Raw genomic sequence first — 12,023 nt, forward strand, 5'->3', positions numbered from 1 at the left:
CCGGTGGTTGCCGGCGCGTTCGGCGGGCCGTTGAGGCCCCGGGAGCGGCGTCGATCACCGGAGCTGGGTGAGGTGCGGGGACGCGAGCCGAATGACGCACCGGCCCCGGGGCGGCCTCGCTCGGCCGGCATTGAAGCACCAGAATGCCGTCGAAAGCGGCTTCACGAGCGGGGCTTCCGCGACGGGGTGGCGGCAGACCGAGTACACGGCGCAGATGGACAGGTCGCGGGTGGCGAACATGCCGTTGGCGTAGCCGTCGTCATGGCCGGTCTTGCCCCACAGCACGGCGCCGCCCGGCAGCGGAGCGGACATCAGGCCGGCGCCGAAGCAGGCCGGCTTGTTGCACGAGGTGCCGCCGACGAACGGGACGAGCTTGCCCTGTCCTTGGGCAGGGACTTGCCGAGTCGTGGGGCGGAGTCGGGACAGTGCTGCGTCCTCGGGCAGCGGGCTACTATCCGGAACACGCGGTGAACGAGCGGTGGGTATCGAAAGGTGACACCGTGTCGGCTGTTCGATGCGCCGTGGAGGGGCCTCGACAGGCTGCCGGTCAAGTACAGGACTTCTGGGTCGGCGAGGTGGGGTTGTGGGAATGATCGAGCGGCTGTGGACGGCCGGGGAGATGCCGCTCAGTGACGGGCTGTACCGGCCGGACGACACGGGCCTGGAGGTGCATGTGGAGGGCCCCGGGGCCTTCCATCCGGATGCCGGGCAGCCGATCCCCTTCCGTCTCGGCGGACCGTTCGACGTGGCCCAGGCCATCGAGGAGGACGGCATCGAGGAGGTGAACACCTACTTCGAGAGCCCGCTGCCGGACGGATCGGGATGGATGTCCGGCGGCGGCGGTGGGATGGGCAACATCGGCTACCTCGCCCGTCTCGACGCCCACCGCTCCCTGCGCTGGGTCGCCGTCATGTACCACTCCAACCCGTTCGTGGAGGTGCACTACGAAGGGGTGACCGCCGTCTTCACCAACGACTGGAGAAACCGGCTGACCCTCGACCTCACCGGCCAGCAGTTCTGGGCGTACCGGCCCCCGAACAGCACACACACCTGCCATCCCGTCCCGTACGCAAAGCCATAGGGATTCTCCAGATACCTCCGGGATTCTCAACACCTCCGGCCTGCGGAACTGTGGCAGGCCACCCAGCGAAGCGTCTGGTCTCGCCCTTCTCATTCCAACCCCGGTACCGCAGGTCATCGCCATCCCGCTCCCCCGGAGAACACCCGAGAACTCACAGCGGTCATAGCGATCAGCACCTCGACCTCGGCGCGGCTGTACTGGCTGGTCCTTGCCCACCACGGGGGCTCACTGCTGCCTGGGCTGCACACATTCGATCGGCCGAGCAGCCTCAGCGCGATAGACGTACGGTCGAGATGGACACGATCCCACGGAGGTCGCGGTGGCGAGATACAGGTGGAGAGTGCGGGTGCTCTCGGCAGAAGGCAACGAAACAGTCACACAGCCAGCCCTGCCGTACACAGACCATTTCGACGGGTCCGCTCAGGAGTACGCCGAATTCCTGACCAAGAGGGCTGTGGAGCAGGCCGAGCACAACGAGGGGACGAAGCGCGCCGTGCGTGTTGTCGCCGATGTCTGGGAGCCAGACGGCCAGGGGAGCCCCGAAGGGCACGCCGGGTGGCCACAGTAGCCCGAGAACGTGAGCAGGTATCACGGGCCGGCCAACGTCATCACCGGCGGCCTGGCGATCCCCGTCGAAACACCCGCCACCACCCCGCCACACTCTCCACTCCCAGGCCGTTGACCAGTGGGAATGGAGAGGTCCGGCTGGAGTATTAGAGGATCAGCACCACGCTGGCGCCGAGGCCGCCGAGGGCCAGCGCGACTGCGGCCGCTCCCCAGCCTCCGCGTCCCCAGCGGAACGGTCTGTCCAGGGCGAGGCGGCCGGGTCCGATGGCGGCGATGCCGACCGCGACGGCCATGATGCAGAGGTTGTACTCCATCCCGCCGTGGGTCTCCCACAGGCCGTGGGCGGAGGTGACGGTCACGATGGCGTTGAGCATCACGCCGACCAGGGCGGCGGCCGCCAGCGGCGTGAGCAGGCCGAGGGCCAGGCCCAGACCGCCGAGGAACTCGGAGCCGCCACCGATGATGGCGTAGAGCCAGCCGGGGTGGTAGCCGAGGGCGGCGAATCCCTTCCCGGTGACGACCAGACCATGGCCGCCGAACAGACCGAAGAGCTTCTGGGCACCGTGGCCTGCCATCACCAGGCCGACAGCGAGTCTGATCAGCAGCAGACCGACGTCCGCGGCTGACACCGATGGCTGCGCGCGGGTGGTTGCGGGTTCCGGAGGGCCGCGCAGCTGCTCGAGGACGGATTTCATTGGGAGCGCTCGCTTTCTGCGCGGGCTCCGCCGACAAGGGCACCGTCGCGTGGGGCAGCCCGCACGATCGCGTAGGACGGGTCGGTGTGCCCTCGCTAGGCGAGGGTACGCCGTCGGGTGGTCTCGCGATTCGGGCCGCGTTTTGCCCCTCGGGGGTGCCCGGGGCGCTCGCAGGGGGATCTCACCCGTGGATTCGCGAGCCGACGGATCCCGGCTGAGGCATGGCGGAACCGTGCGGGCCCGTTCGCGCCGGGCCGGGCACCGGCAGTCGCTACCTGTCAGCCTCCGACCGGCTGCTGGTCGGCATCCTCAAGGCGCGCTGGAAGATCCACAACCCGCCGCTCGCGGCACTGCTCGGCACCTCGCAGGCGCTGATCACCGACGCAGTCCGCGAAGCGAGCCGGATCCTCGACGCCCTCGCGCACTCCATCCCCCGCGGCGCGATCACCGTGACCACAGCCGACCAGCTTGCCGCCATCGCAGGCCACACCCCGGCCCCCGACGAGCCTGCCAGGAGCAGCAAGTAATTCTTCGTCAGCTCCCTGCCCGGCCGGTCCATCGGCGAACGGCCAGGGGGACGGGCGGGTAACCCTCCCTGGTGTGCCCCGGGTACGCCCGGCGCCACCAGTGCACGGTCCACTCGCCACAGTCGATGAACCACGTCACCACGGCCGTCGACAAGCTCGCCCTGCGGATGGACGGGCGGCGCCGCCGGATCGACGGAGCGTCGGCGACCGTCGCCGAACTCGGTGCCGGGGAAGCCCTGTTGGAGGTTCCGGCCCGGCCGTTCCCCGCCGAGCCGGAGGTCGAGCGGACGGTCAGTCCGCAGGGCCTGGCGGAGCGGGGAGTGGCTGGGCCGGACGGACCTCAGCCTGCGGGCAACTCCGAGGAATGGTGGTTGATGATGAGCCAGGTGCCTCCGCGCAGCTCGTAAACGAAGGTGTAGCGAGCGTTGACCTTGGTTTTGCTGCCGTCCTGGTTGGTCAACGTGAACTGGTAGAGGCCCGTGTCGACGGCATTGGTGCGGTCCAGGATGTCGATGAACCGCTCCTGGATCCTGCCGACGGGCTTGCTTTCCAGGAAGTGCTTGAAGTAGTCGACTATCCCGGCCCGGTCGGTACGGATTTCGGCGGAGACGGTTGGCAGCAGCACGGCATCGGGGGCGTAGAGGTCCGCGACACGGTTCGCGTCGCCGGTGGCCAGGGCCGCGTTCCACTGGTCGAACAAGGCTGCGATCTGCTCCTTGGTGGGCGGCTGAAGGGTACCCGTTACCGCACTGTGCTGGGCGGGGGTTCCGGTCGCGTATGTCGCTCCGGTTCCGGTGAACACAACGGCGGCGGCGAGAGCGACCCCAGCGAAGTATGTGCGCCTCATCGAGCACCTCCTGCGTTGTCGGTATTCAAGGCGGAGGTACGACCAGCTTCGCCCAGCGCAGGCGACTTGGCATGCCCAAGCAGCCGAAACGCCCCCCCGGCAGCCGTCCTCCCGGCCCCTGGACACGGGCCTGAACTGCACTAACGCGGGAGAATCCATAAGGATTCCCGCGATACATCCGGCATTGTCGGCAGCGGCTGAACCGGCTGGGCCTGGCCCGCGCACTGAACGCGCAATGCTCGGAACAGGCCTTGCGCGTGCGGACGTTGTACCCGCCGCCGTGCGAGTGCGCGGCCTCGCCGAGCGCCTCCCGCGCTGCGGCCGACTCGGCGTGACGGCCGAGCACGTTGAGCGCGTACGCGTGGAAGTCTCCGGCCATGTGGTGCTCACTGCTGTTCCGCTGCGGGCTGACGAGCTCCAGGGCCGCTGCCGCCTCCGCCGGCGCCTCATCGCCCCGCCCCGTCCGCAGGCAGACCCGGGCGACCGTCAGCCGGGCGCGGCACACCAAGGCGGCCGGAAGCCCCTCCGAATGCCCCTGGTCGAGGAGCCGGACGCCCTCCAGGTGCAGGTCCTTCACCTTGGACGATCGCCACCACCGGATGAACGCCGTGTCTTCCTCCCCCGCCGTCTCTCCCAGTCGGCCGGCGTGAGGGCCACCGAGCGGCGGCCGCGGTCGAACAGTCGCACCAGCCAAAAGGCCTCCCACAGATGCGGTGCCCCGGCACTGAACGCGACCATGGTCCCGGGGCGACGACCAACCTGCTCACCAAGCCCGACCACGCCAGGGCGGAGAGGTCACCACCGGCGCTCTCGCACCCCACGACGACCTCTTCGGCGAGTTCCCCGCCCCGGCCCGCCCCGCGCACAGCCAACCGAGGCCGGTTCCGGGGCGCCGGCTCCCCGACTCGGGGCACCAGCGGCGCGGAGCCCGGAGCACGGTCCTGCGCCCGGCTTCCTCCCTCCCGGAAGGCGGAGACTCCCACCGCAGTAGCGGGCGGGTGCTCGAGCCGGCCCGCCTGCACCCCCTGGAAGATTGCCGACCGGTCGTCCGGTCCCACTGAGCATCCCGCTACGGGAGCCGGCCCGCACAACCACTGGAGAAGGTCACCATGAGCACTCCCGGTCCGAAGGTCGCCGTCATCACGGGTGCGTCGCAGGGCATCGGCGCCGGCCTGGTCGACGCCTACCGCAAGCTCGGCCACGCCGTGGTCGCGACCTCGCGCAGCATCGCCCCGTCCCAGGACTCGAACGTCCTCACCATCCAGGGCGACATCGCCGACCCCGCCACCGCCGAACGCGTGGCCGGCGCCGCCATTGAGCGCTTCGGCCGCATCGACACCCTGGTCAACAACGCCGGCGTTTTCATCGCCAAGCCGTTTACCGACTACACCCAGGCCGACTACGACGCGGTGACCGGTGTCAACCTGACCGGCTTCTTCCGCATCACCCAGCTCGCCGTCGAGCAGATGCTCCGCCAGGGCAGCGGCCACGTCGTCCAGCTCACCACCAGCCTGGTCGACCACGCCATGTCCGCCGTGACCTCGGTCCTGGCCTCCCTCACCAAGGGCGGCCTGCAGTCGGCCACCAAGGCCCTGGCCATCGAGTACGCCTCCCGCGGAATCCGCAGCAACGCCGTCTCGCTCGGCATCATCAAGACACCGCTGAACCCGGAGGAGTACCACAAGACGCTCGCCGCCCTGCATCCGATCGGCCGGATGGGCGAGGTCCGCGACATCGTCGACGCGGTGATCTACCTCGAGAACGCTCCGTTCGTCACCGGTGAGATCCTTCACGTCGACGGCGGCCAGAGCGCCGGCCACTGACCCCGGACCGTCACCCGCGCGCCTGAGCACGGCGCAGGGCACGCAGACGTCCTCATACGCGTGCCCCCGAAGACATCCCTCATCACCCGCCGACGCGGATGAACCATGGGGCCGCTGTTCCGCAAGACCAGCTGTCCAGTCGCGACGCGCCGTCATCGTCCAGGGCCTCAACGAGCCACCGCGCCGGCCAGTAGCCTTCCGAGTCACCAATCTCGACCTGAGTCAGCCGTGCAGGCGCTGGACGAGCGCGGGCGGTGTCGGCGAGTGGCAGCACGTCGGTGATGGAGCGTGAGAAGTCCAGCCGGCCGCCTTCGGCCAGGGCGACCAGCTGTGGGACGGCGTCCTCGGCAGAGCCGTAGTGGCCGAGGATCTGGTGCTGGAGATAGCTGAATCGGGTGCCGTCGGTGACGGTCAGCGGTTTGTCGGTCAGTCCGACCAGGACCAGGCGTCCCTTGGGAGCGAGGATGTGCAGCCGCGCGACACGCATGAGGTCCATGGCGGGTTCATCCGTTCCGGTCGGCGGCCTGCCGCCTATCGCAAGTCATCTTGCGTTCCAACGCATGTCCGCCGGTTTCATATCGCAAGAACACTTGCGTTAGGCTCGGTGTCGTGACGGGTGACAGAGAAGCGCCGCCGCTCAGGCGCCGCGGTGAACGAATGCGGCAGGCCGTCCTGGCCGCCACCGCCGACCTGCTCACCTCCGAGGGCTTGGCCGCGACCACCGTGGCCGCCGTCGCCCGCGCGGCCGGCGTCCACGAAACGTCCGTCTACCGGCGCTGGAAGACCCGCGAGAACCTCATCTTCGACGCGCTGGCCACCCACTCGGACACGGCGCTCCCGGCGCCCGACACGGGCGACGTGCACGCGGACCTGACCGCGCTGTTCACGGCACTGGCCCGATACCTCGCGACACCGACGGGTGCCGCGCTGCTGCACCTCGGCACGGTGCGCGGCGAGGACGACCTGGAAGAGGGCCGGCGCTCCTACTGGAGCGCCCGTCTCGAGCGCGCGGAAGCCCTGGTCCGGCGGGGCATCGACCGAGGGGAACTGGCCGCCGACACCGACCCGCACCTGCTGGTGGAGGCCATCACGGGCCCCCTGCTGGCACGGGTCCTGCTCACCGGCGAGCCGCTGGAAGAGACCTTGGTGCCGCGCCTGGTCGACCTGGTCCTGAACGGCGCGCGTGGCCGCCATCAGGGCCGGCGCTAGACCCCGACTTCGCATATCGCCCGATAATGGGCGTGAATGGTGCGCGGTGGCTCCAACACCAGCGAGGAGCGAGATGAACGCCTCCAGCGGTCTTGTCGGTGGCGGATCGTTGCCGTTCAGCGACGTGGCGGCCGCCGTGGTCGACGGAGACGGGGTCGTGCTGCAGTGGTCGCGTACGGCCGCGCAGTTGCTCGACCGTACGGCGGCAGAGGTGTGCGGTCAGCCGCTCGCCCAGCTGATCGAAACAGAGCACCGGGACCCTGACACCTCCGGCGGGGGCCGGACTCCGACGGCCGGTCGGGCAGTGTTGCGACACCGCTCCGGCCGGCCGGTCGAGGTCGCCTACCACGCGCTACGGCTCGACGGCTCCTACGACGTCCTGCTCCTGGCGACACCCGTCCAGTACGCCGGCGACTGGGCACAGGGCACGGCAGGTGCCGCTGCGCTCTTCACCGACGCCGCCGAGCGCGGGCGCCGCCGGGACCTGCGCCACGAGGCATCGGCACGGATCGGCGACTCCCTCGACGTCCTGCGCACAGCCCAGGACCTGGTGGACGTTCTCGTCCCGGCCTTCGGAGACCTGGCCTGGGCGAGCCTCGCCGACCCCGTGCTCGACGGTGACGAACCCCCGAAGCTGGCCGGCGCGGGGGCATGGCACATGCGCAGGGTTGCCGCAGCCTCGGTGGGCCCCTGGCCCGCCGGATTCGGGCCGCCGGGCGTCGCGGATCCGCCGATGCCGGACCTACCCGTCCTGCGCAGGGTCCAGCGCGGTGAGACCGTCCTCGTGCCCGACCGGGCGAGCGCGCTCGCCATGGCCGAGGGCCACCCGGAACTCATCCCGCTCCTCATCCCCGAGCACGGGCACTCGGCCGTCTCCGCGCCCCTGTTCGCCCGCGGCCTCGTGCTCGGTGCGGTCGCGGTCTGGCGCACCGAGCACGCAGAGGCATTCGACCAGGCGGACGCGGACCTCCTCACGGAGATCGTCTCCCGCGCCGCGCTGAGCGTGGACAACGCCCGCCGCTACACCCGCGAGCACCGCGCGGTCGTGGCCCTGCAGCAACGCCTGCTCCCGCGCGCCACGACGGACGATCCGGCCGCCGAGACCGCGGGCCTGTACCGGCCGGCCGGCGGCGGGGCGGACATCGGCGGAGACTGGTTCGACGTCATCCCGCTGCCTTCGCTGCGGGTCGCCTTCGTCATCGGCGACGTGGTCGGCCACGGGCTGCACGCCGCCGCCACCATGGGCCGGCTCCGTACCGCCATCCAGACCCTCGCCGATCTGGAGATGGAGCCCGACGAACTCCTCACCCACCTCGACGACCTCGTGCAGCAACTGGCCGGCGAGGCGCCCCACGGGCACCAGGAGGTGATCGGCGCCACCTGCCTTTACGCCGTCTACGACCCGGTCACCCGTCACTGCGCCCTCGCGAGCGCCGGGCACCTGCCGCCTGTCGTGGTCCGGCCCGACGCGGCCGCCCACGTCCTCGAGGTCTCCCCCGGCCCTCCCCTCGGGGTCGGGGGCATGCCGTTCGAGGTCACGGAGACCGTTCTGCCCCCGGGCAGCGTTCTCGCTCTGTACACCGATGGGTTGGTCGAACGCGACCATGCCGACCTCGGCGCCGGCATCCGGCGGCTGACGGAGAACCTCGGCGTGCTGTGCCGCCGCGACCGGCCCCTGGACGACATCGGCCGCGCTCTGCTCGCCGACACCGGCAACGCCCCGCCCCGCCCCGCGACGACATCGCCCTGCTCCTCGCCCGCACCCGCGTAGTCCCGGCGGACAACACCGCGAGCTGGGAGTTCCCCGCCGACCCCGCCATCGTGGCCGACGCCCGCGAAGCGGTCACCCGCCAGCTCGCCACATGGGGGCTGGAGGAGGTCGCGTTCACCACGGAACTCGTGGTCAGCGAACTGGTCACCAACGCCATCCGGTACGGCGGCGGCCCGGTCGAACTACGGCTGATCCGCGACAAGGCACTGGTCTGCGAGGTCTCGGATCCAAGCAACACCCAGCCCCGCCTGCGCCGGGCCCGTACCACCGACGAGGGCGGCCGCGGGCTGTTCCTCGTGGCCCAGCTCGCCGCGCGCTGGGGCTGCCGCTACGGCCGCTCCGGAAAGACCATCTGGGCCGAACAGCCCCTCACCACGGTGGACGTCCTGGCGGCGAAGCCCGCCACCGCCTAGCCAGGGCGCTCGGGCAGGGCGTGCGGTGGTATCCGGAATAGTCCGACGAACGGTGGGCCTGCCTGGTCGAGGCAAGCGCTTGGCGTGGCGGCCGCGTTCCAGGCGCTTCAGGGTGCGGGCGCCGGCGGGGGTGTAGTGCATTGCGTACTCGGGTTCGATCTGCCGGCTGACTCCCGGCAGATGCTTGATGAACGGCCAGTCCCACGACGAGGCTGCTGAACGGGAACAGCTGCCCGAGCCAACGCTCGGCGTATACGGTTCCACCAGCCTGCTGTCCACGCACTCGTCCTGGAGCACTCGTCCTGGAGCAGACGTTGCCAGGCCACCTCGGCCACATGCGTCTGTTCGGCCATCCATGCTGCGGCTGAACAGGTGAACCTCAACGCCCCGACACCGCTCGCACCAACTCACCAGTCACCACAGCGCCATCACTCCTCACGCAGCAGTGGTGAGCTCACCACGGGCCTGCCAACGTGAAACCGCCCGGGCGGGAAATTCGATCGCATCCGATCAATCGCCACGCCGGGCATCCCGATCGCCATACCCGCCGACGGCGACCCCCGCCTGTAGACGAGGCAACCCTCCCCACGCAAGGAGTACGGACACGTGGCCAGTAATCCGAACAACAACTCGCAGCAGAATCACCGCGTGACGGTCACTGCTGGCGCCCGGCTCGTCCCGCCGCCCTCCGCCGCCGTGCAGGTACAGCGCGGCAGCACACCTCACTTCGTCGTGTCCTACGACGACAGTCTGGGCGCCAATGGCGCCGCGCTTGCCGACGCCGTGCTGGCGACGTGCGAGGCCGACTACGCCAGGCTGCAGCACTGGTTCGGCGGCCTCACCCCGAACGGCCTGCCGTTCGACGTGTCGATCATCCCGGGCAGCGGCGGCGCGAGTCACGCCACGTGCCTCGCCACCGCCATGAACTGCGACGCCTTCGATGGCACCGACGCCGAGCTCCTTCGCATGCTGGTCGTGGCCGAGGCCGACGAGGTCTTCATGGCCACCGCGGGCAACTGGGACTGCGGGTCAAGCTCCGGCGAAGGACTGTCCCGGGTGCTCGCCGCCGAGTGTCACCCCCTGCTCAGCAGCACGGCTCGGGGCTTCCTGAGCGCGGGGTACTGGCTGGACAACGGCCGGCCCGACTTCGTCACCCAGACCGACCCCACCGACAGGAACTACCTGTCCATCGGGTGCGCGACACTGTTCCTCAACTGGCTGCGCTACGAACTCCACTACGGCTGGGCCGAGATCATCGCCGCCGGAGACACCACGCTCGCCGACACCTACACCAAGCTGACCGGCCGGAACGATGCCCTGCAACGCTTCATGAACACTGTGACAGCGCGCTTCCCCATCGGGGTCCCGGCTGGGCTGACCAGCGACAATGCCTTCCCACTCGAACTCCAGCTGGTTGCGGAGACCATCGACGGCGGGATGTTTCACACGATCCGGCACCCTGACGGGAGCTGGCAGCCGTTCGGCGACGTCAAGGGCCAGGCCGGCGACCCCGGGTCCCTCATCTCCGCCGCCGCAGCTGCGGTGGACGGCGAGCTGCACGTCATCGCGGAGACCATCAACGGGGCCATGGTGCATACCATTCGGCACCCTGACGGGAGCTGGCAGCCGTTCGGCGACGTCAAAAGCCAGGCCGGCGACCCCGGGTACTTCACGGCAGCCGCTTCGGCCTGCGTGAACGGCGAGCTGCAGGTCGTCGGCGGAACCGCCGACGGCGGTCTGATGCACACGATCCGTCACCCGAACGGGAGCTGGGAGCCGTTCGGCGACGTCAAAAGCCAGGCCGGCGACCCCGGACACGTCAAAGCGGTTTCAACCGCAGGAGTCGATGGCGAACTGCAGCTGGCGACCACAATCAATACGGGTGGATTGATGCACACGATCCGGCACCCTGACGGGAGCTGGCAGCCGTTCGGCGACGTCAAAAGCCAGGCCGGCGACCCCGGACACGTCTCCGACGTGAGCTGCACCGAGGTCAACGGCGAGCTCCAGCTCGTGGCCGCGATTGTCACGGGCGGATTGATGCACACGATCCGGCATGCGGACGGGAGCTGGCAGCCGTTCGGCGACGTCAAGGGCCAGGCCGGCGACCCCGGACACGTCTCCGACGTGAGCTGCACCGAGGTCAACGGCGAGCTTCAAGTAGTCGTAGAGCTCGACACGGGCGGCATGGTCCACACGATCCGTCACCCGGACGGGAGCTGGCAGCCGTTCGGCGACGTCAAGGGCCAGGCCGGCGACCCCGGATATGTGACGATGGGCGCCGAAGCGGGGGTGTGACCCAAGACCGACATGGCGGCTTGAGGCGGCCGATGCTGCCGCGACACCTCACGTCTGACTGAGCTTGACGTTCAATCCCGGACGCCTTCATGGCGTCCGGGATTCGTCTTCCGGCGACACGGGAGCGCGAGCGCCCCTCGGTCGAGTGCTTCATGCTCCGTCGGCTCTGCCGTCGGCGGCGTCGAGCATGGCGGCGGCCTCGCGTCGTGCGGCGGCCAGTCCGCGGCGTCCCAGTCGCCGTAGGCGCTGGTCCTGACCATGGCGGCGCCTTCCATGTCGGCGTCCCGCGCCTGGACCTGCGGGCACTCGTCGGCGTCCGAGGCCCAGTGGGCGACGTGGTGGCGGGCGCGCAGGCTCAGCGACGCTTGGGAGGCGGGGTCGGTCCACAGCTTGACGTCGCACTGCTCGCGGCCGTTCTCGGTGGTGACGGCGACGGCCACCATGCCGATCGGGCCGGGGGGCAGGTCCGAGACCGCCGCGAACTGCCAGCGCACCGGCGCAGCCAACCCTCCAGCGGGCGGACCTCGGCGCCCAGCTCGACCGCGTAGGCGACCTTCACCGTGGAGTACCAGGCAGGTCCCGTCGGCCGGGAACCGTCCGTGGTGAACGGGCTCGGGAGCAGCGGGTCCGTCTCGACGTGGGAGAGGTCGACGAGCCACGAGCCCGGGATGCGCTTGTCGAACACCGGGTTCACCTCGTGGACGGGCTCCGACAGCGGCAGCGTCAATCTGCCGGCCGCCGCGAGGAACGCGACGTTCACGTCCAGGCCGACCCCGTACAGCGCCGCCTTCC

10 protein-coding genes and 2 pseudogenes are annotated in these 12,023 nt (G+C 70.1%); 7 read left to right on the plus strand and 5 right to left on the minus strand.

Features of this window, described 5'->3' with window-relative positions:
- Positions 1-54: 54 nt before the first annotated feature.
- Complete coding sequence (locus tag KV557_RS32145; protein WP_218205079.1) at positions 55-312, minus strand: hypothetical protein; 258 nt, start codon at positions 310-312, stop codon at positions 55-57.
- Between the two features lie 277 nt (positions 313-589).
- Here KV557_RS32145 and KV557_RS32150 point away from each other — a divergent pair, with 277 nt between their 5' ends.
- Positions 590-1,081, plus strand: a complete 492-nt coding sequence (locus KV557_RS32150) for a hypothetical protein (RefSeq protein WP_256178277.1) — start codon at positions 590-592, stop codon at positions 1,079-1,081.
- A gap of 713 nt (positions 1,082-1,794) precedes the next feature.
- Here the strand turns inward: KV557_RS32150 and KV557_RS32155 are convergent.
- Entirely contained in the window at positions 1,795-2,343 is a 549-nt protein-coding gene (locus tag KV557_RS32155; protein WP_218205080.1) for a DoxX family protein, read from the minus strand.
- A gap of 221 nt (positions 2,344-2,564) precedes the next feature.
- Between KV557_RS32155 and KV557_RS32160 the strand changes: the two genes are divergently transcribed.
- Entirely contained in the window at positions 2,565-2,870 is a 306-nt protein-coding gene (locus KV557_RS32160; RefSeq protein WP_218205081.1) for a hypothetical protein, read from the plus strand.
- Between the two features lie 125 nt (positions 2,871-2,995).
- Positions 2,996-3,277, plus strand: coding sequence for a hypothetical protein (locus KV557_RS32165; protein ID WP_218205082.1), 282 nt, complete (start codon positions 2,996-2,998; stop codon positions 3,275-3,277).
- On the opposite strand, the gene KV557_RS32170 is transcribed toward KV557_RS32165, so the two are convergent.
- Positions 3,211-3,717 (minus strand): SgcJ/EcaC family oxidoreductase, encoded by a 507-nt coding sequence (locus tag KV557_RS32170; RefSeq protein ID WP_218205083.1) that lies wholly within the window; start codon positions 3,715-3,717, stop codon positions 3,211-3,213. The genes KV557_RS32165 and KV557_RS32170 overlap by 67 nt on opposite strands.
- A 1,109-nt stretch (positions 3,718-4,826) precedes the next feature.
- On the opposite strand from KV557_RS32170, the gene KV557_RS32175 reads away from it, so the two are divergent.
- Positions 4,827-5,540, plus strand: coding sequence for an SDR family NAD(P)-dependent oxidoreductase (locus KV557_RS32175; RefSeq protein WP_218205084.1), 714 nt, complete (start codon positions 4,827-4,829; stop codon positions 5,538-5,540).
- Between the two features lie 244 nt (positions 5,541-5,784).
- On the opposite strand, the pseudogene KV557_RS32180 reads toward KV557_RS32175, so the two are convergent.
- Positions 5,785-6,012: pseudogene (locus KV557_RS32180) on the minus strand (zinc-binding dehydrogenase); the annotation flags it as partial.
- A 185-nt stretch (positions 6,013-6,197) separates the two neighbouring features.
- Here KV557_RS32180 and KV557_RS32185 point away from each other — a divergent pair.
- The 3 genes and pseudogenes from KV557_RS32185 to KV557_RS32195 all read left to right on the plus strand — a co-directional run bounded on the left by KV557_RS32185 (position 6,198) and on the right by KV557_RS32195 (position 11,231).
- Positions 6,198-6,749, plus strand: a complete 552-nt coding sequence (locus tag KV557_RS32185; protein ID WP_218205085.1) for a TetR-like C-terminal domain-containing protein — start codon at positions 6,198-6,200, stop codon at positions 6,747-6,749.
- A 73-nt stretch (positions 6,750-6,822) separates the two neighbouring features.
- A pseudogene (locus KV557_RS32190) lies at positions 6,823-8,933 on the plus strand (SpoIIE family protein phosphatase).
- A gap of 648 nt (positions 8,934-9,581) precedes the next feature.
- Complete coding sequence (locus KV557_RS32195) at positions 9,582-11,231, plus strand: hypothetical protein (protein WP_218205086.1); 1,650 nt, start codon at positions 9,582-9,584, stop codon at positions 11,229-11,231.
- Between the two features lie 71 nt (positions 11,232-11,302).
- Here the strand turns inward: KV557_RS32195 and KV557_RS32200 are convergent, their stop codons facing one another.
- Positions 11,303-11,725 carry a hypothetical protein gene (locus KV557_RS32200; RefSeq protein WP_218205087.1) on the minus strand — a complete coding sequence of 141 codons (423 nt, stop codon included), beginning with the start codon at positions 11,723-11,725 and terminating at the stop codon, positions 11,303-11,305.
- Positions 11,726-12,023: the final 298 nt, after the last annotated feature.

The sequence above is a fragment of the Kitasatospora aureofaciens genome, assembly GCF_019192735.1.
Taxonomy (GTDB): Bacteria; Actinomycetota; Actinomycetes; order Streptomycetales; family Streptomycetaceae; genus Kitasatospora; species Kitasatospora aureofaciens_A.